The 21,945-nt window shown below is 43.8% G+C and carries 16 protein-coding genes; 7 read left to right on the top strand and 9 right to left on the bottom strand.

From position 1 onward, the window contains the following. Positions 1-70: 70 nt before the first annotated feature. From JKP82_RS03575 to JKP82_RS03560, 4 genes are all read right to left on the bottom strand, one after another. Positions 71-1,357: an MFS transporter gene (locus tag JKP82_RS03575; RefSeq protein WP_159532441.1), complete on the bottom strand. Its 1,287-nt coding sequence runs from the start codon at positions 1,355-1,357 to the stop codon at positions 71-73. Between the two features lie 138 nt (positions 1,358-1,495). Continuing rightward, positions 1,496-4,021: a TonB-dependent receptor gene (locus tag JKP82_RS03570; RefSeq protein ID WP_218395903.1), complete on the bottom strand. Its 2,526-nt coding sequence runs from the start codon at positions 4,019-4,021 to the stop codon at positions 1,496-1,498. 750 nt (positions 4,022-4,771) lie between these two features. Continuing rightward, entirely contained in the window at positions 4,772-5,293 is a 522-nt protein-coding gene (locus JKP82_RS03565; protein WP_218395901.1) for a RidA family protein, read from the bottom strand. A 12-nt stretch (positions 5,294-5,305) separates the two neighbouring features. Further along, positions 5,306-6,637: an aminotransferase class V-fold PLP-dependent enzyme gene (locus tag JKP82_RS03560; RefSeq protein ID WP_218395900.1), complete on the bottom strand. Its 1,332-nt coding sequence runs from the start codon at positions 6,635-6,637 to the stop codon at positions 5,306-5,308. A gap of 331 nt (positions 6,638-6,968) precedes the next feature. Here JKP82_RS03560 and JKP82_RS03555 point away from each other — a divergent pair, with 331 nt between their 5' ends. Beyond that, positions 6,969-7,433 (top strand): hypothetical protein, encoded by a 465-nt coding sequence (locus JKP82_RS03555; protein WP_013783096.1) that lies wholly within the window; start codon positions 6,969-6,971, stop codon positions 7,431-7,433. A gap of 76 nt (positions 7,434-7,509) precedes the next feature. Here the strand turns inward: JKP82_RS03555 and JKP82_RS03550 are convergent, their stop codons facing one another. Beyond that, the gene (locus JKP82_RS03550) at positions 7,510-8,283 is read right to left on the bottom strand and encodes an SDR family NAD(P)-dependent oxidoreductase (RefSeq protein ID WP_218395898.1); all 774 of its coding nucleotides are present in this window, start codon (positions 8,281-8,283) and stop codon (positions 7,510-7,512) included. Positions 8,284-8,390: 107 nt separating this feature from the next. Between JKP82_RS03550 and JKP82_RS03545 the strand changes: the two genes are divergently transcribed. The 5 genes from JKP82_RS03545 (at position 8,391) to JKP82_RS03525 (ending at position 13,159) form a co-directional block, all read left to right on the top strand. Next, positions 8,391-8,732 carry a winged helix-turn-helix transcriptional regulator gene (locus JKP82_RS03545; protein WP_013783094.1) on the top strand — a complete coding sequence of 114 codons (342 nt, stop codon included), beginning with the start codon at positions 8,391-8,393 and terminating at the stop codon, positions 8,730-8,732. A 216-nt stretch (positions 8,733-8,948) separates the two neighbouring features. After that, entirely contained in the window at positions 8,949-9,341 is a 393-nt protein-coding gene (locus tag JKP82_RS03540) for a BlaI/MecI/CopY family transcriptional regulator (RefSeq protein WP_129739741.1), read from the top strand. Further along, positions 9,334-10,557: a M56 family metallopeptidase gene (locus JKP82_RS03535; RefSeq protein WP_218395897.1), complete on the top strand. Its 1,224-nt coding sequence runs from the start codon at positions 9,334-9,336 to the stop codon at positions 10,555-10,557. Before JKP82_RS03540 ends, JKP82_RS03535 begins: the two co-directional genes overlap by 8 nt. 377 nt (positions 10,558-10,934) lie before the next feature. Next, positions 10,935-11,201, top strand: coding sequence for a DksA/TraR family C4-type zinc finger protein (locus JKP82_RS03530; RefSeq protein WP_159532453.1), 267 nt, complete (start codon positions 10,935-10,937; stop codon positions 11,199-11,201). A 221-nt stretch (positions 11,202-11,422) separates the two neighbouring features. Beyond that, positions 11,423-13,159 carry a M1 family metallopeptidase gene (locus JKP82_RS03525; protein ID WP_218395895.1) on the top strand — a complete coding sequence of 579 codons (1,737 nt, stop codon included), beginning with the start codon at positions 11,423-11,425 and terminating at the stop codon, positions 13,157-13,159. 154 nt (positions 13,160-13,313) lie between these two features. Here JKP82_RS03525 and JKP82_RS03520 read toward each other — a convergent pair whose 3' ends face one another. Together JKP82_RS03520 and JKP82_RS03515 are read right to left on the bottom strand one after the other, a co-directional pair. Next, on the bottom strand, positions 13,314-14,033 hold the full coding sequence (locus JKP82_RS03520) for a diguanylate cyclase (protein ID WP_218395894.1): 720 nt from the start codon (positions 14,031-14,033) through the stop codon (positions 13,314-13,316). 253 nt (positions 14,034-14,286) lie between these two features. Then, positions 14,287-15,525 carry an endonuclease/exonuclease/phosphatase family protein gene (locus JKP82_RS03515; RefSeq protein WP_218395892.1) on the bottom strand — a complete coding sequence of 413 codons (1,239 nt, stop codon included), beginning with the start codon at positions 15,523-15,525 and terminating at the stop codon, positions 14,287-14,289. Between the two features lie 169 nt (positions 15,526-15,694). Here JKP82_RS03515 and JKP82_RS03510 point away from each other — a divergent pair, with 169 nt between their 5' ends. Then, positions 15,695-16,228, top strand: a complete 534-nt coding sequence (locus tag JKP82_RS03510) for a PepSY domain-containing protein (protein WP_159532459.1) — start codon at positions 15,695-15,697, stop codon at positions 16,226-16,228. On the opposite strand, the gene JKP82_RS03505 is transcribed toward JKP82_RS03510, so the two are convergent. Together JKP82_RS03505 and JKP82_RS03500 are read right to left on the bottom strand one after the other, a co-directional pair. Continuing rightward, a complete protein-coding gene (locus JKP82_RS03505) occupies positions 16,211-18,370 on the bottom strand; it encodes a TonB-dependent receptor plug domain-containing protein (RefSeq protein WP_218395890.1) in 2,160 nt (719 codons plus the stop codon). The two genes, JKP82_RS03510 and JKP82_RS03505, sit on opposite strands and share 18 nt — an antisense overlap. A gap of 93 nt (positions 18,371-18,463) precedes the next feature. Continuing rightward, on the bottom strand, positions 18,464-21,721 hold the full coding sequence (locus JKP82_RS03500) for a WD40/YVTN/BNR-like repeat-containing protein (protein ID WP_218395889.1): 3,258 nt from the start codon (positions 21,719-21,721) through the stop codon (positions 18,464-18,466). Between the last annotated feature and the right edge of the window lie 224 nt (positions 21,722-21,945).

Genomic DNA, 21,945 nt, shown 5'->3' with positions numbered 1-21,945 from the left:
AACAAGAAGCACTGCATTGATTTAATGTATATAGTGAAACGTAATATTGCTCTAACTAATCGTCTTTGCTTTAGCCAGGTGTAGTTGAGTCAACGCCATATTCTCGTTTCTCAATCATGGCCAGACGCGCTCGCGTTGGCTGAGCAATAGCGTTGTAAAGTAACCCTAGGAACAACAAGATAGAAAAGCCTGTGGCTACTACAAACCCGTACTTGGCATCGCCACCATAGGCATCGCTCACCACGCCCATGATAAAAGGCCCAGCCGCAGCGCCCGCAGCGGTAAAGAATAAGATAACGCCCGCCACTGAACCGTGCTGTCGCTTCTCGAAGCAGCTAATGCCTTTAGAATTGAAAGTAGGATAAATGACCGACATAAATATGCCGCTTAATGGGAAAAGGAAAACGGCTAATGTTGGGCCAGTCATTAAACCAACCACAAAACACACCATTATCATGAAACTAAATAACAGTAGCACTTTGGTCCACTCGAAATGCTGCATCATCCAAATTCCGACAAACCGACCTACTGCACGCAAAGCAAAGAATACAGAAACGGCGTAGATGGCGAGTGTTTGAGTAGAATCATTGGCGTAGCAGCTGTAAATATCTGATGCCGAGTTAGCGTCACAAATTAAGTAGCTTGGCATCCACACATATATTGCGCTCTCGGCCGCAACATAAAGAAACGCACCAATAGAGAAGCCTAGTGCGTAAGGATCTTTAAGCAGTTTTAGACTATCGACAAGGCTAGTAGGCTTCTCTTTTAATGCCTTGCTTTGTGGGTATTCAACCATCAGTGCCATGCAAATTAGTATGGTACATAAACCACCGGCTATGACGTACAACCAAGTCCAGTGAACGCCTTGAGTAATCAGCCAGGCCACTAAAATTGGACCAATGATTGCACCAACGCCAAAGAAAGCTTCAGCACCGTTCATGGTGCCAGTATGTTCTTTAGTTGAGCGTGAAATATCGCCAATTAAGGCAAGTGCAGCGGTTTTAAACACCCCAACTGCCAGGCCTGATAGGGTTACCAAACTTAGAATAAAAGCAAAGGTACTGCCTACCATAAACAGATAGCAAGAAATCGCGAATAAGGCTAAGCCCAATATTAGCGTATTTTTACGACCAAATTTATCTGCTAAGAAGCCAAGAAACAGTCCAGAAAAAGCGATACCAATCATGAACAAAGAGTGCATTAAACTCGCTTGAGTATTGGTCACTGCAAACTCAATTTTTACTTCTTTAATGATTTCGCCTACCGAGTCGGATGTCATCGCAAACATCATAAACATCAAATAGGTTAACCAGCGAATTAACCCGTAGTTATGCTCGCTCGTTTGGTTAGTAGACATGGAGATTTACCTTTGATACTTAAGAAAGATAAACGCATTACTGCACCTGCGCCTAAATATCTTAACTAGCGCCTGCGGCTAAATACGGTAAACAGCGCCAGCGGCGGCTGCAAAAAGCAGCGCCGCGGCGAACTGCGATTAATAGAAGGCGTACTTCAATTGAATTGAAGACGTTCTTCCGCTAATCGGGCGAGCTCGAATGATATCGCCAGCTGATGCAGCACTCTCTTCAGACTCAGTGATAACAAATTCATCAGTGGCGTTGTTTACATTCAACGATACTGAGAACTGGTCAGATACATACCAAGTTGCAAATAAGTTAGCCACCACATAAGCATCTTGCTTAAGCTCGTTTGAGTCTTGCACATAGTACTCAGTTGAACCTTGTAAAGACGCACCGATGCTAAAGTTTTCGAAGTCGTACTGTGGAATAACCGTGTAGATGAAATCAGCTTGACGACGAGGTGTCTTACCTACTAATGCAGGGTTGAACTTGTCTTCACTAATTTCTGCATCTGTCCACGTTGCGTTTCCTGACATTGTGAAACCGTTACCGAAATCGTACTTACTTTCAAGTTCTAGACCTGTTGCTTCGTATTCACGAATAAAGGTTAAACCGCTTGTCACTTCAGCTTGAGTATCTTGGGTTACCGTATTGAACAATGTCGCGTTAAAATTGAAGTCTCGCGTACCGTACTTGACACCAAACTCTAACTGCTCTGTTTCGTCGAAACCACTCGTCGTACTCGTTAAGCTGCCATCTGCATTAAGGGTACCAGCAATTTGAAGTAGTCTATCAGCTAGCGCTCGGCCACCTTCACTATAGCGACCAAAGAAAGTCACAGAGTCGCTGTACAGGTATGAACCACCTAATGAGAATGATGTATTACTTGCTTCATAATCAACTATTTGGCTTGTTGCGTTAGCACGGTTCAAACGAATTACACCACCCCCGAAGCCGAAGCCATTTGATGCAGATGCATCTTCGGTATTGCCTGAGATAATGCCGTCACCATTGATGTCTACATCAGTGTTACCGCCACAACAAGAGTTGATAAGCTCACCGTTTGCTTGCACTGTGTCACGACGTGCACTCACGTCAAACAACCAGTTATCACCCACTTCGAAGCCTACGTTGATGTATGGTGCTGTAGTGGTGTAATTTAAATCCCATTCCCATGAAAGGAAGCTTGGAGCCCAAAGCCCTTGGTCAACAAGTGCAGTACCGTCGGCATCTTCAATATGAAGATACTGAGAGTTAGTACCATCAACCGTTTGAATAAACGTATTCCAGCTGTTCCAGCTAATAGCGATATCTTGCTTAGAGTAGTAATAACCTGCGGTAAGTGTTACGCCATTATCGTACTCTTTACGAAGGCTTAAATCGTTGATCATATTACCTAAATCATTGTAAGTCGTATCGAACAATAAATTAAGGAAAGCTAAGCCGTTGTACTCTTCACCGGCATTTGGACCATTCGCAAGCGTTACGCTGGTTGAATCACAGTTAAAAGCATTACCGTCGCCGTCTAAGGCTGATGCACAAATAGCGGTAGCCATGCTGCTAGCAGACTGCGGTCCATAAGCACCGAAAGTATCGGTGAATGGAGATACGAATCCACCGCCTACATCAGACGTTCTGAATTTGTTAAGTAGGTAAAGATCTTCTGCCACTTCTAAATCAGCTTCAAAGCCGAATGAGGTCACCTCAGATTCAATACCGTCCGTTAGATCACGATTAACTGGGTTACCGAAAGAATCGAAAGTCGAAACATTGGTAGTGTAAGCAGAATGCAGTGTTTGGCTGCTTGCATCGAAGTTATCTACTGCGCCATAGCTGCCGTTACCTTTTACCAATACCGGAGCTGGTAAATAGGTAGTCACCCTGTCGTCTAAATGCTTGAAGTAAAAGCGTAAATGACCGTTATCTAGTAACTGAGTGAAGTTGATTTTTACTTGGCCACCTTGATCGCCGTTATAGCCGGTGTCACGAACACCTTCGCCACCGCGTGCAAAACCACCAATATGAAAATATAGATCGTCGTTTATTTCACCGCCGTAAGCGAAATCTAAACGAAACTCTTCGTAATCAAGACCAAAAGATGTGCCGATTGCACCACCACCTTGTTCTCCCGTTGCGCTGATCATGTTGATGACCCCACCCGGTGAGTTACTGGCAAATGTAGATGCTGAACCACCACGTACCGATTCCACCCGTTCTACAGACCAATCGTAGCGCAAGAAGTTATCTGCGTTACCAAAGTTAATATCGCCGTACTCTAAAACGGGAAGGCCATCTTCATGGATTTGCATGAATTTAGAGCCGCCCGTCGCCAAAGGGATACCACGAATAGTGATGTTTGCGTTGCCGCCACCGCCTGATGATTCGGCGCGAATGCCTGGCAGCGCACGGAACACCTCAGCCGTTGAGCGAGGTGCTAGTTTCATGACGTCTTCTTCATCAAACGAACTAACAGAGACACTTGCCTCTTGTGCGGAAACACCAGCGGGGCTGGCTGTTACCACGATCTGTTCATACGTTTCTTTTGCTTTCTTCTCTTGAGATGAATTATCTTGAGATAAAGAGTCTTGAGCTAAAGCAGCGCCATTTAGGCCTATTAACACTGCAATGCCCAATGCGCTTTTTTTAAATGTAGTGTGCATGGGTATTCTCCAAAGCTAAGCGAAACTCTCTTACGCTCAACTTTATAGAAACAAGCGAAAGAGAACTAAAACCATAAATTAACAAACACCGACTTAATCGATTAAGTAAAAGATTACTAGAAGAATTGCATTATGTAAAATATTTGTTTAAAAAAATAACCGAACCCATCTCACCTTATCAGCAAACTAAAATTACAAACACATAAAAATCATAATCTTAGGCAAAAACTCAATAATATAAAAAAGTTCAATTTATTTTTAGTTTTTACCCACCATTAACTTAATCGTTTTAGACTAAGGTTTAATTAACAATGTATAAACATAGTAAAAACTCAGATAATTCTGACTCTTAGGCATCAAGTTCGCCATATATTTCATCAAAACTAACCGCAAGTCTTCACTATTATCTTATTTCAAAAATAGACCTTTCGTACAAAAATGCGAATTGAGGCCACGAGGTCAGCCTTGCCAAAGTATCTTAATATTTTGCACAGGCTTTGTTACACACGAAGTCCCTCACACAAAAAAGCTGGGCGTTAATTGGCTATATCGTTGAAGGTTCGAGAAACATGAAGCCGGTCACGCCGGCCATGTATTGACTGTTTAAAATAGAAGCGGTGTAGTATGTATGATGTATGCATGCGCGAGGCTGCGAACAGTTATTTTTGAATACTGTTACTTATGCTAAGCGTTTGACGTCAATGCTAACGCAGATTTAGCCACTGTAGAGCTCTCCCTCAAGCTCCTCGTTTAACTCACATTCAATTCAAGAACTGCGCTCACTTCAACCGCCATATTGCCCGGCAAGCTACTCATGCCAACGGCGGCTCTTGCTGCTTTACCATCATCACCAAACGCAGTGACAAAAATATCGGAAAAGCCATTTATCACGAGTGAATGCCCAGTGAAATCATCAGTGGCATTTACCATCCCCGTTATCTGTAGCACTTGTTTTACCGTGCTCAAATCTCCAGTGGCTTCTTTAATCGTTGCCAACGCGCATAGCCCCACCAATTGAGCAGCATCGTAACCCTGCTCTACCGATACGTCTTGCCCCAATTTGCCAAGTACACTCTTGCCTTCACAGGCCCCGTGACCCGATAAGTACAATATGTTTCCCGCACGTCGCCATGTTACGTAATTGGCTATCGGCTTCACTGGCGCTGGCAAAGTAAACCCCGCCGCTTTGAGGTTTTCCTCTGGCGAATTCGCGCTTGCAACTAAAGGCATTAATATTAATAAAGCTGCTGTCGATACTATAAAATTTTTCATCATTTTTCCTTTCTACAGGCTTTTTAAAGCGAGAATTAAGTGATTTATTTCTTCAGCTGAAATGAATATCTGCGGTGTAACTCGTATACAACAACCACTGGCTAGCCCTACTCTTACTACCGTAAATACGTTGAATTCATTTTCCAGTCTTTTCTGCAGCACCTTTGCGTCGTTTAACGACACTTTCTCTCTCATTCTAAATGCTCCCATTCCTGTGCTTGATGCGTCATCTTCGCCGCCCAACACTTCAATATTAGGCAGTTTTCTTGCTTCTTCTACCCACAAATTGCGCAAGTAACGCAACCTCGCTTCTTTATTGGCAGCCCCAATAGACTGATGAAAGTCGATAGCGGCAGGAATCGTTAAGACAGACGCAAAATTTGATGTGGCAGTATGAACCCGCTTGTGGGCCAACGTATTGGTAGGGTCGGTCTCACCGGGGTATGGAGATATTTTGCCTAACGTGCCCTTCTTCATATAAAGCGCTCCCACCCCCACTGGGCTGCCTATCCATTTGTGCAAGTTGAAGCCTGCCCAGTCCACATTTAAGTCGGTAATGTTAAAGTCGAGCAACCCCCACGATTGGGCACAATCACAAATAACATCTATACCACGGGCTTTTGCGGCTTTAGCGATATCAGCAACAGGCAATATGAGGCCGTGCTGATTACTCACATGAGTAAGCAGCATTAGCTTCAAATTAGGGTTTTCATCAAAGGCTTTCGTGTATACCCTGAGTATCTCAGCTTGATTGGTTTGCGCAGGTAACGTGACTTCCACAGGTTCGACGTTCTGCGTTTTAGCCAACCACCGCATGGTGTCTTTAAAGCTAGGGTAATCGATGTCGGCAAATAATACGGCGTCGTTAGCATTAAAGTCGTTGTACTGACGCATTAAGTTATGAATTGATTCCGTCGCGTTACGAGTGATAACGACTTCATCATGATTAGCACCTAGCGCTTGTGTGATTTTGCCAGCGCTTAGCTTTAGATCTTCAGAGAAATGCTTACGTGCATAAACGGAAAGTTGTGTATTCACCACTTTGGTTTTATCAACAAATACTTCCTGCACCTGCTTAGACATCTTTCCCCAGTAACCATGTTCTAAATTAACTATCCCCTGCGCTTTGTCATAATTCAGTGCAACTTGTGCCCAAAATGATTCATCTTTTGCCAGCAACTCGGGCGATATATTATTAGGTCTTGGGGGTAACTTAGCGGTGGTCGATGATGCAACTTTACTATTAGCATGAACCAATTTTGACGCCGCAAAGGTTCCTAACACCCCACCAATTAGGGTTTTTAACGCCCGCCTACGGTTTAAATACTCCGGCACTACACTCATGAAATCACGCTCACTACTAGGCCTACATTGAAAAGAAAAACATCGTATTTCACTAAATTTGAATCATAAGGAGTCTATCGCAGCCAATTGAAGCAATTGTTAAACCACATGATTTAATGGTGTGTATTTCTGTTGGCTACGCCTTGTGCATACCGCACCTCTAATTACCTTACTTGATGGGGCAAAATAACTTCGATACTCAGAACTGCTGCTTTGTTATTTTGTGTAAATTTCCAGCAAAAAAACGTAAAGCCTAAGGCACTTTTGCGGGAAGTTAATTAAGGTTTCAGATACTAAGCAATGATTGCACTGAATCAAAAAGGAGCGAGAGATGAACAAATGGTTTTGGGGTGTATTGATTTTCTGCTTTATTGTAATCAATGAGATAACAGTAGATTGGTTACTCGCCATTACCATTGGCGGTTATGGTTTCGAAGCCAGCTTCGAGCATATCTTTCGATATTCCTCTCCTTTTGCTTACTTTGAATCGGCTCCCTTTCGGCTCATTCCTTACTTGCTACTTACTAGCCTAGCTGCATTCCTTGGTGACTATTATTCTGTTCATGAAAAAATGGCATTTTGGGGAGCACTAATAGCAATAGCGCTTTTTCATTTTTGGGGATATTGGGGCTTAAATTACCCTTCCTATAATGGTGAGCGCCTATCATCGACAGCCGCATTGGCACTTCTTTTTATTCCCCTGCACGCTATTTGGGTTGGCTTACTTGCGGGTATAGTAACAGGGCTTTTATCGTTATTGTCCGCTAGTATTTTCAAGAAAATTCGCGGCGTTTAATGACAGTAAAACAGCCAATTAAACGCCTTCGAACAAGCGACCTTGCCAGCTACCAATTTGCAATGAAATAATCCGCTTAATTTCGCCCAGCGATAACACCGCCATCAACATCCCAAATCGCACCGGTTACCCAACTCGTTTGTTCTTGTAACAGGAAGACAATACTATTAGCGATATCATCAGGTGTTCCAATGCGACCTATTGGATGAAAACCGTTGAAGCCGGCTAGCGCATCATCAAGTTCAGATGGGTCAATAAACGACTCATAAATAGGCGTTTTAACTACCGCAGGCGATACTGCATTTACCCGTATATTATGCTCTGCTAGTTCCATAGCCATATGTTGCGTTAATGCATGCAAGCCTGCTTTTGCCATTGAATAGGCAGAAGACGGTGTTGCTTTTATTGCCTGTTTCGCCCACATAGAACCAATATGCACAATAGCACCGCCGCCATGCTTAATCATATTATTCGCCACTGCCTGACTAATAAAAAAAGTAGCGCGATTTAAGCTTGCATAAGTATCGTAATCACTGCCTTCGTGAGATAAAAATGGCTTAGGGTTAAAGTAGCCAGCAGCGTTCACTAGGTGCTGAACATGTCGATTTTCAGTGTTTATACTATGAATAACTTTGTCTATGTCTTGCTTAAGATATAAATTAGCTTGAATAGTTTCTACCGTAGCGCCATCTTTCGATATCGCTTCTAAATCAGATTTAGCAGTAGCTAATTTGCTACCTTTATTACCTAAAATAACAACACTAATACCTTTAGCAATAAGTTGCTTGGCGGTGGCTAATCCCATTCCACTAGAGCCACCTACTATTAGTGCTATTTTTGAAGTATGCATAATTAATTACCTTGGTTATGTTAAACTGTGTGGCGAATTTAACGGTAATTAATAGGCTTAAAAAGTAAGTACTTATCGGTAAGGTAGGTACTTTTTGGTACATCTTAATGAAAACATTAGAGAAGAATTTTTCAAAAAAATTAGCACCAAGCAAAGCTGCTCAGATGGTAGAAACTATTTATGGCTGTAAATGGTCGCTTACCATTTACCAACTTCTGAATAATGGTATTAATCGCCCCGGCGAAATGGTGCGGTGCGTAGATGGCCTTACCACAAAAGTACTCAACCAATGTTTACGCAAAAATATCGAGTTTAATATTTTAGCCCGCGTTTCTTACAATGAAGTTCCACCCCGAGTTGAGTACGAGGTCACTGAGTTTGGCAGAAAGTTTATGAGAGTACTGGATGAGCTAGACACCCTACAAAATGAAATAGATGGGCATGAGTAGTTACTAGTTATCCCGTCTCGCCCTAACCACTCACACTTTCCTGCTCCACTGATAGGCCACTCCCGTGACAGGCCAGCCTCCTTCCCTCCAGCACTGATTAAAAAAAACGCGATAAAAACTTGCGCTTTAGAATTACACATGTAATCTTAAATTGAGACTACATATGTAATCCATTTATAGAAAAGCCACTACCACATTGGTTAAAGCGAAATAATTATGAACACACCTAAAGCGCAGCCAGATATTAGCAATACCGAGTTTGAAGTATTAGACGTGATTTGGGACAGCAATCCGATTTCGTCTAACGAGGTCATTGAGCGCCTTAATCAACATAAACCGTGGCATGAAAAAACGGTGAAAACCTTGCTTGGACGCTTAGTAAAAAAGGGGGCTATCAGTTTTCACAAGCAGCAGCGCCAATACCTTTACTACCCCTTAATTGCCCGCGAAGAATATGTTCAGGAAGAAACCAGTAGCTTTTTAAGCCGACTCTTCAAAGGTAAAGTTGCGCCAATGATTGCAGGCTTTGCCAACCAAAACGAGTTATCTAAAGAAGATATCGATGAGCTTAAAGCGGTGATCAAACAATGGGAGAAAGACAATGATTGAGTGGATGATTTCTCAGCAAACTATGTTAACCGTTGTTCTGGCGCTATTGGTTCTTTGTGAGCGATTCCTCACTGCCCAACTAGGCACTACGTTTGTTTACAAAGCATGGTTATTACTTCCGGCTGCACTTGTGATGAACAACCTACCAATTGATTTGGTTTCTATTCCCACTAATAGCATCAGCCGCTATTTAGTGGGTATTAACCCTAGTGTATCCGGTGAGCAGTTTAATGTGTTGTTTTGGTTATGGGCAACGGGTGCTAGCGCAGTAGCGGCTTACATAGTGGTAAACCATATAAATATATTACGATCTATTGATAAAAAGCACCTTGTGCGAGCGCCTAGCGCAACGGTTCCGGTAACCTCAAATACATCACCTTGCCTTCGCGCTTATTATTCTGATAAAGCTTCTACACCTATGCTCTTTGGCTTCTTGAAACCAGCCGTACTGCTGCCAAGTTACTTTAAGACCGCTTTTTCACGCACTCAACAAGCATTAATACTTGAACATGAAAGTGTCCATAACCAACACAAAGATAACCTATGGAATGCCATTGCGTTAGCGTTTGCGGTGCTTTTTTGGTTTAACCCCGTGCTCTGGATTGCGTTGAAATCGTTTCGTAGCAGTCAAGAATTAGCATGTGATAACGCAGTGCTCGCCAACAAATCACCAACCGAGAAACTCATTTATGCAAAAGCACTTGTATGTTGTGCCGAGCATAATTCACAAGCAGTAAACCTGTACCCAACCTTTGGAGAGAAAAATACAATGATTAAAAGATTAAACGCGATTAAGACCCCGCATAAAGGTAATAAATTACTTGCCGCTGGCACAGCTGCTATTTTTGCCTTAGTAACGGCCAACATGGCGTTAGCCAATGTGCCACTTCAAAATACTGAACACAAGCAGTCGAAAGTTGATGAAGCAGCCCCGGTAGAATTTGTATCGCCCGCTTACCCCAAGTCGGCCGAAAAAGGCAATATTGAAGGCTTTGTCGTATTGCAATTCGATATTTCTAAAACCGGTACCACCGACAATATCACTGTGGTCAATGCCACTCCCGAAGGCGTATTTGATGAAAGTGCAAAAGCCGCGCTTAAGCAATGGAAATACAAACCGGCTGTAAAAGGTGGTGTTGCGCGTAGGCAAACAGGTTTGTTAGTGCAGCTCGACTATAAACTTGACCAGCCATTAACGGCGGGCACTGATAAGTAAGCTTAAGCCCAAAACAGTAAGAATACTAAAAGGAGCTCTTGCTCCTTTTAGTGTTTTCTTCAAACAAGGCTACTCTCTCAAGCTATTCCTTCTTAGGCTATGTTGTGTTAGACCGCTCTGTCTTAGACCATTCCAACATAGTACGAAGCAAATATTTCACTGCCATCAGTAAAGACTACGAACACTTCATCATTCCCTATATTGCTTTATCTTTTTCGCTTACCCTAACCTGCTGTAATTATTCTCAAAAAATATTAAGGAAGGGCTCGGCACTGTCTTTGCTTCATTCTATGGTTAACGCTAGTGATTAATATCGATGCTGATTAATTTTGATACCGGTTAGTAGCAAAATTAACAAGATACGCTTAGGAGCAAACATGGCCAGTGGCTGGGCAAAAGATGGGGCAGTACAAGATCAAATAGACGCAAGCGTTGAAGATGCCGTGGCGCGTGCTAAAAACAACATGTATCAAGGCGAGAGTGCTGTATTTTGCGAAGAGTGCGATGCTCGTATTCCTGAACGCAGACGCATCGCAGTGCCCGGTGTGCAATTATGTATTAACTGCCAAGCCGAAATGGAAAAAACAAGCAAAGTAGAGTCGTTGTTCAACCGTAGGGGCAGTAAAGATAGCCAGTTAAGATAGGCCATGAAAATAGTCGGCTTAAACAATATCGCCATTATCAAAAATGGGATTCGCCACGCAGTCCGTTACCGCCTTTCATCTTACTTACTCTCGTATTAACCGTTTACCCGTTGCATTGTAATGATACTTTTGTGAAAGATAAGTTATTGATTTATATTACTCCCGTTCGTATAACAATAAGAACGCGATAACGAATTCACAATAATAAAAACGGAAAACACATGAAATTAAAAACGCTTGCCCTAGCGTGTGCCTCATCATTTATTGCTGGATGTGCAACTCAACCCGCCTCTTCAGTTAATCAGGTGCCCACTGCTGAGCTATCAACCCCCTACTCTTTGAAATCAGGCGGAGAGATTTCTGAAAGGCAAAAGCATCTAACCATTAGTCATGCGAAGCTTGCCTTTTCTTTCGATTTTGACAAAGAGATATTGTTTGGCGATACCACACTTACGCTGCAGGCTCCTTCACCACAACAAGAAATCTCTGTGGATTTAGACACTCGTTTTACTATTGAAAGCGTTTGGCTGAATGCTACCGAGCTACCTGCACAGCAATATAGTAACCTTGAAGGCGAGCTTATTGTTTCGCCAAATAGCAAAGTGGCTTTTCCTGCAACGTTACGCGTTGTCTATTCTGGTCATCCACGAACGCCGATTAGAGCCCCTTGGGATGGCGGTGTGATGTGGGAAGAAACACCGGATGGTCATCCATGGTTGGCAACCGCAGTGCAAGGTGAAGGGTGCGACCTTTTCTGGCCGTGCATTGACCAACCTTATGGTGAACCCGCTAACACCGAGCTTTTCATTACCGTACCTAAGCCCCTTGTGGCCGCCAGTAATGGCGTATTGGTTGCTATTGAAGAAAAAGGTAGCGACCACACCTTTCATTGGCAAACCAAGTCGACACACAATACTTACGGCATTGCCTTGAACATTGCGCCTTATGAAACGCTTAACAAAAGTTTTACCAGCATATACGGTAACACCTACCCGTTAACCTACTATCACCTGCCAGAAAACGAAGACAAAGCTAAAGCCTTGTTTGCCGAGCTACCTGAAATGATTACCTTTTTCGAGCGTATGATTGGCCCTTATCCGTTTGCTGACGAGAAAGTAGGCATAGTACAAACGCCTCACCTGGGTATGGAACATCAAACCATAAACGCCTATGGCAATGATTATAGAAAAGATGATGCTGGATACGATTGGTTAATGCAGCACGAATTTGCCCATGAATGGTTTGGTAATCAGCTGACCAACGACAACTGGGACCATATGTGGTTACACGAAGGGTTTGGCACCTACATGCAGCCGTTATATGCCCAATACCTACACGGCAATGAAGCCTATTTTGTGAAGCTTAATGCGCAGCGAAAAGGGTTGGCTAATGCTCACCCTATCGTTAGCAACGAATTGATGTCTGAAGAAGATGTGTACGAAAAAGGCCCTGCGGGTGATATTTATGCCAAAGGTTCATGGGTTATTCATACACTTAGAGGGCTAATGGGCGATAAAGATTTTTTCCGCTCGGTAACCGAACTTGTGTATGGCCGTGTCGACCCACAACCAGGCAATTTCGAACCTATTTTCGCCAATACTCAAGACTTTATCGATATCGTCAATAAAAACAGCGATCAAAATTTAGATTGGTTTTTTGACGTGTATATATTCAGCGCGGCCTTACCTATATTAGATGTTACTCGCACAGAAAACGAAGTTACTTTCACCTGGAAAACAGAAGGTGACTTACCCTTCCTTATGCCCCTAGAGGTTAGCGTAAACGGCAAAGTAACCACGCTCGATATGCAAAAGCAAACTAGCTTAACGGTAACCGAATACGATGTGGTGGTTGCCGATCCTAATAGTAAGGTGCTTCGCTACGAACAGCGGTTCGAGGATTATAAAGCGTGGCAGGAAGCGCAAGCTGAAATGAAGAACAAGCAGACCGAGGAATAAGTTTAAGACACGGTGCTTAAACCGGGCCCCCTCAAATATGCGCTACTTCATGTTATGCCACTACAGGTATGAAACAATGGATAGCATGCAGATTAAGGGGCCCTTACTTTCGTTGGTAAAACTAATCTATGGATACCCAGTTACCGTTTTTTTATCACTTCTTGGAAATAGGGGTAACCACATTGCTACTCTCTACCAGTTCTTCTAATGCCACACCGGGATCTTCTTCCCCAGCCACTGACGTAGCATAGGGGCTAGCAGCTTCGGCTTCCCCATCTGAAAGGGGGGTGACGTTTCTGATGCGAGTGCCAGTGGTCTCGCCCCTCTTGATTTGATTTTTATCTTTCAAACCACGCATTAATTCCTCCAAATAGGGTACAAACTCTAAGGCTAGTGCTATCAATAGCACGGTAACTAAATACCATGTGGGTAAAGGGTCTTCTTTAAATTGTAGCGAGAAATCGGCGGAGATCTCGCCGATACCAAACAGTGCAGTAAAATGCGGCCAATGTCGGCCCACCACCAAAACCAAGGCAAGCAACGGGATCATTTCTAAAAAGCTATGAACATGCTGTTCAATGGGCCCTACACGGCGCTTAGTCACAGCATAAGACACATCCCACATTGCCGTTGCTTCATGCACAAAAAAGAGCAGGATACTGATGGCGATAATTAGGCTGTTTACTTCGAATATCAGCACCATGAAAAGGGGAATGCCTACTTCGGCGAACATAAGCAAATGGATAAGTGATTCTTTCGCGCCGCTAGTACCGGAAATATGACTACGCTTATGGCAGTACCAGTCGACGATGCCCGCCAGAAACCAGATGGGAATGATAAAATACATTAGGATAATTAACGTAGGATCGTTCATAGAAAGAAGCTTCTCCTCATAAACACGGACTACAACAAGCGACGTAAGCGAAGGCGTATGAGGTTATAAACGGGCAACAGAGCAGAACAGATTAGCAGTTCATTAAATTTTTTTAACGTTTGGCGGCTGGAGGCGAAACAGTTTATCCAGCCGTCTGATAGGTGTGCCGCACCACTTCATCAATTAACGTGTTCGTTAGACGGTTTTCTTAAGCACTTTAAGCAGCGTTAAACGGCACAAAACAAAAAACGAGCTATTTTATAGTTAACGATACCCAAACCATTCTGTGATCAGAACTTGCTTGTCTGTCTTTAACTAACCTATACAAGTCACTCTCTTTGGTAGGCCAAAATACGCCAGCGTCTTTTACGTCAAAGCCATATTGTGAAGGCAGCACATAATCGGCTCTTGCCCCCCAATATGCAGTGAAACGGCTACTGAAGGCTTCACTAGATGCTTCTGCGCCGCCAGCACTTATTGGAATAAGGCTATTGTTCACTAAAGGGCTTTCCGTCAGCTGCTCAATCACATCTGGTCTGTGCTTATCACCAAGGTCAGCAGCATTAAAATCGCCGACTAATACGAACCGGTCGTTCTCTTTTAAGCTAACCTGCTCGCCAGCATCGTCATATATATAGCCACCACGTTCAGGTGTTAAGTAATCTGCCATTAGGCGAATTTCATCGTGATTGCGGGTACCGTTTCTGTCTTCCTCACCATCGAAATTTGGCGGTGTGGGGTGCATGGCCAATACGTGCACTATTTCTCCGTTCACGTTCACCGGAATATCCCAATGAGATTTTGAACTTAGGCGAAAAGCTTTCCACTCCTCTTCTGAATACCAAGGTTTATCCTCTTCATTTGGTGCGGTAGCGGGTGAAATTGGCTGTCGCGCATCAGGCATATCTTGCCATTTAAAGGTTTGAAAAGTACGTGTATTCGCCTGTTCAATAGGGTACTTAGACAATACCACCATGCCATATTGGCCTGGGTATAAGCCGTATCCATAGGCATCACCGCCGTATTGTTCTTTTTTGCCATTATTGTCTAAATCAAAATTAGTGGGCTCGCCGGTGTTTACGGTATTTGTATAAACATAGCCATAATCCACCGCTTTTTGACCCGCCTGAGATACATTCAAGTAATGCTTTATAAAGTTATCAATGCCTACTGACTGGTCGGCGATATAATCAAACTCATTGAGTAACAGAATGTCTGGGTTAACACGTTGAATAATTTCAGCAATATTTTTAACTTGCTGATTCTCACCATTAGATAGCACCTGTTGTAAAACCTCAGCACTAGGTGCTAACCCGAGCGCTTTGTAGTTAGTCGATTCCATGCTCACATTGAACGTGGCTACTTTTAGTGTTTTAAGCCCTTTATGTATTTCAAGCGCTTCAGGGGATTCAAGTGCTTCGGCGTTTAGGGCAGCTGGCAGCAAGGCAAACGACAGCAAGGTAAATAGTGATACAAGAAGCCTGTGTTTCATGGATTTACTCAGTTGATTTTCTGCTTCCTTTAAGATTACCAATATTACGGCTATTACCAAGCGCTTTTAACCCATTTATTCGTCGCTTGAAATCTTAGTGTGGGCTGACATTTTTTACTCGCTAAATTAGATGCAGTATAATGAGTGTCCATTTTTAGGTAGTAAGTGCATGTCGATTAACCTGCGTAAAACAAGCCGCAATTTTCACTTGTGGCTCTCTTTGGCCATTTTTATTCCTGTTGTTGTTGTGATTGGCAGTGGTCTTTTGTTGCAGGTAAAAAAAGAGTTCGACTGGCTACAACCGCCCACTCAAAAAGCCCTTAGCAATGCCCCAACTATAAGCTTTGATACTATTATTGAAGTGGTTCAAGACGTACCAGAAGCGAAACTGAATAGCTGGGATGATATCGACCGTTTAGACGTTAGGCCCGACAAAGGCATTATAAAAGTACGCGGAAAGAATCAGTGGGAAGTGCAGCTGAACGCAACCAATGGCGAAGTGCTGCAGGTTGCTTATCGGCGTACCGATACCATTGAAGCTATTCACGATGGCAGCTGGTTTTTTGAAGGCGCAAAGTTATGGCTGTTTTTGCCCGCCGCCATTTTGCTATTCATTTTATGGCTGACGGGCTTAGTGATGTTATTTACTACGTTAAAGAGTAAATATCGAAAACGTTACTATCGTTCACAGCAAAAAGGTTAACGCTAGCTGTACACTTTCACCTTGCGCAAATGCGGCTTTATCGTCGGCGCTCACATAATATTGCTGATTAGTAAGGTTACGCCAACTTGCTTGCAGCGAAGTACGTTGGTTGAATTGCCATGCCGCGCCAATATCTACTGTGGTTACATTATCGAGTGCTTTTTCACCATCGCCAATATCCCGCTTGCTGGCACGATAAACAAGCGTTGAAAATAGCCGTACATCCTCTAGCTCATACCCTAATGTTAATCTCTGACTATGTGGCGGAATATCAGCAATAGCGCTACCTATATTATCTTCGCCCTCAATCCACGCGCCATTTAACTGCGCGAACCAATACCCCTTTCCTGGTGCATTATTTTCCGGTCTATTTACACCTTGTGACTGCTGCCAATCTAGCTGATAGCTTATGCCTTGAATGGTCGCACTGTCTAAATTACTATAAACCTGAACATCTTCAGATACCGTAGTACGCTCAATGTAGTGGTTGATTTTCTGCAGAAACACTTCAACTGAACCTGTTAAGCCGTTGCTGTTATACGATAACGAAGCCTGTATATTTGTGGCCTGCTCTGTATCTAAATCGGCATCACCTAATACGGTACCCCGAGGGGTTTCACCGGAGAAATAGCGTTCAGTTAATGACGGATTCCTAAAGGCGCTAGATAAGTAAACACTTGCCGTCCATTGCGGCGAAAGTATATGGCTAGCGCCAATAAAACCGCTGATGTTAGTATTTTCAACATCGTCAACGTTGTTAGACTGTTGCTGCCAATCTAACCTACCTCCAAACGCTAGCGTCGTAGCACCAAAGGTTCGAGATGCATCAGCAATACCTGCTACGGTGGTTTCACTGGCATCCAAAGTACGAAACTCGTAAGCCAATTCAGAAATGAAGAATGAGCTGGTTAGGCCTGAGGGCTGCTCTATAACATGCTCGTCTACAAGAGATTGAGTAGCAGAGGAAACCATGGTGAGCTCTTTTTCATCAATAGTTACCCCCTCCCGCCCCATCAACTGAACTTGCCAATTCACTTGCCAGTTATTAATGCGTGTATTACTGCCCACATCAAACCCGAAGTCTAACGCCTCGCTTTCACTTTCGTTTATCCGATCCTCGGGTCTTACAATGTGGGTGTCCAATGTGGATTGGTGCCACCAAAGGTTGCTCACTATGTCATTGTTAGATATGTCGTCACTAGATCTGTTATTGCTAGCGGTGTCGTTACTAGCTTTGTGGCTGCTAAATATATCAGAGAATACAAACGTCATTTTACCTAGCCAGTGCGTATTTTCTGGGTAGGTAGTTACTCTATCTTCTGGAAAGTCGCTGCTGGATTTACCAATATCACGGTTGTCTGAATACAACGTCCAGGCTTCTTTCAGCACACCACTTTCAGGTCGATGCCTAATAAACAATGCCGTTTGTTCAAACTTATCGAACAAGGTATTACCTTGTGCATCTGAGCCGTTATTTCCGTTACGATACGACAGGTTCCAATCGATATTCCCTGTGTAATCGGCATAACTATAATCTTGTGTCTGTTGGTTGCTGCTCCACCCTATTTGAAGGTTTGGTGCTGTGTTATATGGAAGTAACAAATCTACAGCACCACCAATAGCGCCCGACCCTAAATAGGTAGACGCAGCACCTGGCATAACGGCCACGCCTTGAATAAATGAAGGAGGAACAAACCCCACACTCGCGCCTGCTCGGCGATCACTCTCAATAGGTACACCATCAATAAGCGATTGAATTCGCCAGCGAGAAAAGCCCCTAATATTGATATTTTGAATTTGCCCACCTTGCCCATTTAAGTTAACTGAAGGCGATTGGAGCAAAATGTCATTAATGTGGGGGCTACCCACAAGATTCGATTTATCATAAGTATATTGGGGGAAAATGCTGTTTAAGGTTTGATTGTAATAGGCGCGCTCTGCGGTAACAGTGTAACGCTCGACTTCCTTGGCGCTAACACCATTGAAGCTAGGTTCGTCAGCCCCTTGAGCATCAGTAGCACTGGCATAAAAAACGGGGACGGCTAAAAAAGAAACGGTTAACAATAGTCTAAAAGGGGCTAATCCAAAACGCGAAAACTTAGCAAAAGATAAAAAACAGAAAGAATACGACAGGCTTTTCATTGGGTCTTGCTACGGTAGTAAAGCTAAAAAAGAAGGGTGAAAATAAAAAACGCGGCAGCGTAACGCTGCCGCATCTGTTTGCACTAACGCTCGTTAGTTTGCAATAACCGGAATGCCTGCAGTCCAAGGACCACCTTCATTCACCACCGCTTGCTGTAGCGCAGGCAGCGTGGTTTCATGCAACGTTTTAATGCGCGCAATCACGTGATTTAATTCATCTTCAGCGTAACCAAGTTGGTCTTTATGCTGTTGAGTTGGCCCATAAGATGAACCTAATGCAGACCTTGCGTAACGTAAGCGGCTCATAATATTAGCCGGCTTAATCCCTTTACGATTGCGCGACTCTAAGCCACTAAACGCTTTATTAATATCGTTTATTTCACTCTGAATGCTCGCAAATTGCGCTTCAAGTTGGCTAACATCGCTAGGCGTACGGTCAATAGCAACACGAAGTAATGCCATCGTTTCTTTCACTTGGCCTAGCACAGTAGTTGAAGACATCGCACGTTTTTGCGCTTTATCAACCGCATTACCATAAGCTGCAATTTCCTCAGCAGATGCCCCTTTAAGTGCACCCTCATAGATAGATTTTAACGTGAACTCAACAGGCTCAGCTAGCTGAGTAACAGTTGCCCCTTCACGCTTAAACAGTGTAGCGCTATAAGTGCCTGGCAATGCCATTAAACCATTATTTTTACTATCTTTTTTGGTAAGTGGTGTGGTATTTGAATACTTCATATCCCACGTAATGCGGTGAAGTCCTTTCTTCGTGCTGCCCGCTACGCGATTTATTACGTCGCCTGCATTGTCACGAATTTCGATATAAACCGCAGGTTCAGGTTCTTGAATTTCAGCCTCTATTGCTTCCCAACTTGGGTACTTAGGATATTTTTCATCTTCAAGTAGCTTTTTCTCAGCTTCTTGACGCTTACCCTTCGCGGTTAACAAACTGTCTTTTAAGAAGTAGGTTAACGTAGCACCATGTGCTGGGTTCTCAGCCGCGAAGCGGTCGTCGCCGTCTGAGTCAGTGTGCCTAGTGTCTAACTGAAACCATTTCACCGGGCGACTAGGCGCAAACAAAAGTGCATCTTGTTCCATCGATTTTTCAGTTAATGCGCGAAGTGGTGCGTAATCATCTAAGATATAAATACCACGGCCAAATGTACCGGCTACCAAGTCGTTTTCTCTGCGCTGGATTTTTACATCGCGAGTAGAAATGGTTGGCATACCGCCATCAAGTTCAACCCATTTTATACCGCCGTTAACCGTAAAGAAAACGCCAAACTCGGTACCAATGAACATCAAATCTTTGTTCACATGGTCTTGCACAATACGCCAAACAAGGTGTTTTGCAGGTAGGTCATCGGCAAGTGATGTCCACTTTTTGCCTAGGTTCGTCGACTTGATCAAATAGGGTTTGTAGTCGCCATATTTATGGTTATCTAGAGCAACATATACGGTATTGGGATCGTACAAATCAGCCCGAATATCGTTCACATAAGCGGTAGCGGGTATGCCTTTAATATCGTCTAATTCGATTTTCTTCCACGACTCACCGCCGTTGGTAGTGACTTGAATAATGCCATCGTCAGTACCCGCCCACAGAATGTTTTCATCCACTGGACTTTCAGAGAAGTTAGCAATAGTGTGGAATTCTGTCATGGCGTACAAATCCCAGCCCGCTTCTACCGACCACGTTCTGCCCATCATAGGCATATGCATACGGTTTCCGTCTTGGGTTAGGTCGCCAGACACGGCCGTCCAGCTATCGCCGCGATTGTCTGAACGCCATACTCGCTGTGATGCAAAGTAAATACGAGCAGGGTCATGGCTAGACACATTAATAGGTGCATCCCAGTTGTAGCGCTCAGCTGGATCGCCCGGTAATGGCTGCGGCTTAACGTAAACACCTTCTTTGGTGGTCATGTCTACGCGGGTAAGGTTACCCTGTTGCCACTGTGAATACATAATATCTGGGTTACCCGGTTCAACCGCCGGCTGATGGCCATCCCCGCCTAGAGTTAAGAACCAATCTTTATTCTTAATGCCTTCTTTTCGATTGGTACGTGAAGGACCGCCTTGGGTAGAATTATCTTGTGCACCCGCATAAATCATGTAGAAAGGTTTTGAATCATCCGGCGCCACTTTATAGAACTGCGTTAACGGCAAGTTAGCCATAAAACGCCAGTTCGCCATTCTGTCATGAGACATGTAAATACCACCGTCTGATCCCATCAAAACAAAATCAGGATCGGTAGGGTGAAATGCCATGGCATGATCGTCTACGTGCTTACGTTTCGTGTTAATTGGCGTCCAGGTTTTACCGCCATCATCAGACACTTTACTGTAGTTACTGGCAATATAAACACGGTCGAATTGGTGTTGGTCAGCAAAAATTTCTTGGTAATAGTGAGGGCCCGTACCTGCACCTACTTCATCCGATACCTTAGTCCAACTTGCACCTTGATCTGCCGAACGATAGAAACCGCCTTTGCGGTTGTCAGTCTCGATAGTGGCATAAAGCACATCTGGGTTCATAGGCGATATCGCCATGCCTATTTTACCCATGTTGCCTTCTGGCAAACCGGTTTTAAGTTCAGTCCAGGTTTCACCGCCATCGTCAGACGTATGAATGCCCGCCCCTTCGTTAGTCCCTACATATACCGCAATTGAACGCTGGCGAGCCCATGTAGCTGCGTAAAGTTTATCAGGGTTACGTGGATCGATAAGTAACGAGGTTACACCAGTCCATTTATCGGCAGGCGTAAGTACTTGCTTCCACGTGTCGCCGCCGTCAGTGGTTTTATAAAGGCCGCGTTCACCGCCGCCAGACCATAACGGCCCTTGGGCAGAAACCCACACGATATCAGGGTTGGTAGGGTGAATAATAATATCGGAGATATGTTCAGACTTCTCCAGCCCTACGTTATTCCATGTTTGACCGCCATCTACAGACTTGTAAACGCCGTCACCGAAGCTAATATGACGCCCACCGTTGTTCTCACCTGTGCCCACCCAGATGATGTTCGAATTACTTGGCGCAATGGTCACATCGCCAATAGAATATACTGCTTGTTTATCGAAAATGGGGGCCCACGTATTACCCGCATTCGTAGTTTTCCATACGCCACCGGAACCTACTGCGGTATACCACGTTGAAGGATTATTTTGATCGATAGCAATATCGGCTATTCGGCCAGACATATAAGCAGGCCCAATATTTCTCAGCTCCATTGCTTCGAAAGTAGAACTGCTAAAAATAGGTTTGTCGTCGTTAGGTTTTTCTGCAAAAACAGTCGAGCATGAGAGTGCAAGAGATACAGCTACTGCAGCTTTAAGAAGCTTTTTCATTATTATTATCCACAGAGTGTTTATTTTGAATTTAGAATTATAGGTATTAACACTATATAGAGTTACTAATAAACCTATAAAGTTTCAATAAACACACGACCAACTACCTAATATAGAGGTTAAAAAATCGTCGTCATTAGGCAAGCGCTGTCTAGGGGAGGTTTTTATACTCCCCCTCCTAAATCATGGTGGGCATGTTCGCTTTCAGCGGTAATCGCTACGCT

The sequence above is a fragment of the Alteromonas lipotrueae genome (assembly GCF_019249215.1).
Taxonomy (GTDB): Bacteria; Pseudomonadota; Gammaproteobacteria; order Enterobacterales; family Alteromonadaceae; genus Alteromonas; species Alteromonas lipotrueae.
The sequence above is the reverse complement of the archived record's forward strand: the minus strand, read 5'-3'. Positions and strand labels throughout refer to the sequence as shown.

Excerpts from the sequence above, each read along its gene's own strand:
- JKP82_RS03525 (WP_218395895.1), top strand. The coding sequence starts at position 11,423 with ATGAAATTAAAAACGCTTGCCCTAGCGTGTGCCTCATCATTTATTGCT.
- JKP82_RS03555 (WP_013783096.1), top strand. The coding sequence starts at position 6,969 with ATGAACAAATGGTTTTGGGGTGTATTGATTTTCTGCTTTATTGTAATC.
- JKP82_RS03575 (WP_159532441.1), bottom strand. The coding sequence starts at position 1,357 with ATGTCTACTAACCAAACGAGCGAGCATAACTACGGGTTAATTCGCTGG.
- JKP82_RS03560 (WP_218395900.1), bottom strand. The coding sequence starts at position 6,637 with ATGAGTGTAGTGCCGGAGTATTTAAACCGTAGGCGGGCGTTAAAAACC.
- JKP82_RS03505 (WP_218395890.1), bottom strand. The coding sequence starts at position 18,370 with ATGAAAAGCCTGTCGTATTCTTTCTGTTTTTTATCTTTTGCTAAGTTT.
- JKP82_RS03530 (WP_159532453.1), top strand. The coding sequence starts at position 10,935 with ATGGCCAGTGGCTGGGCAAAAGATGGGGCAGTACAAGATCAAATAGAC.
- JKP82_RS03550 (WP_218395898.1), bottom strand. The coding sequence starts at position 8,283 with ATGCATACTTCAAAAATAGCACTAATAGTAGGTGGCTCTAGTGGAATG.
- JKP82_RS03540 (WP_129739741.1), top strand. The coding sequence starts at position 8,949 with ATGAACACACCTAAAGCGCAGCCAGATATTAGCAATACCGAGTTTGAA.
- JKP82_RS03500 (WP_218395889.1), bottom strand. The coding sequence starts at position 21,721 with ATGAAAAAGCTTCTTAAAGCTGCAGTAGCTGTATCTCTTGCACTCTCA.
- JKP82_RS03510 (WP_159532459.1), top strand. The coding sequence starts at position 15,695 with ATGTCGATTAACCTGCGTAAAACAAGCCGCAATTTTCACTTGTGGCTC.
- JKP82_RS03535 (WP_218395897.1), top strand. The coding sequence starts at position 9,334 with ATGATTGAGTGGATGATTTCTCAGCAAACTATGTTAACCGTTGTTCTG.
- JKP82_RS03565 (WP_218395901.1), bottom strand. The coding sequence starts at position 5,293 with ATGAAAAATTTTATAGTATCGACAGCAGCTTTATTAATATTAATGCCT.
- JKP82_RS03545 (WP_013783094.1), top strand. The coding sequence starts at position 8,391 with ATGAAAACATTAGAGAAGAATTTTTCAAAAAAATTAGCACCAAGCAAA.
- JKP82_RS03515 (WP_218395892.1), bottom strand. The coding sequence starts at position 15,525 with ATGAAACACAGGCTTCTTGTATCACTATTTACCTTGCTGTCGTTTGCC.
- JKP82_RS03520 (WP_218395894.1), bottom strand. The coding sequence starts at position 14,033 with ATGAACGATCCTACGTTAATTATCCTAATGTATTTTATCATTCCCATC.
- JKP82_RS03570 (WP_218395903.1), bottom strand. The coding sequence starts at position 4,021 with ATGCACACTACATTTAAAAAAAGCGCATTGGGCATTGCAGTGTTAATA.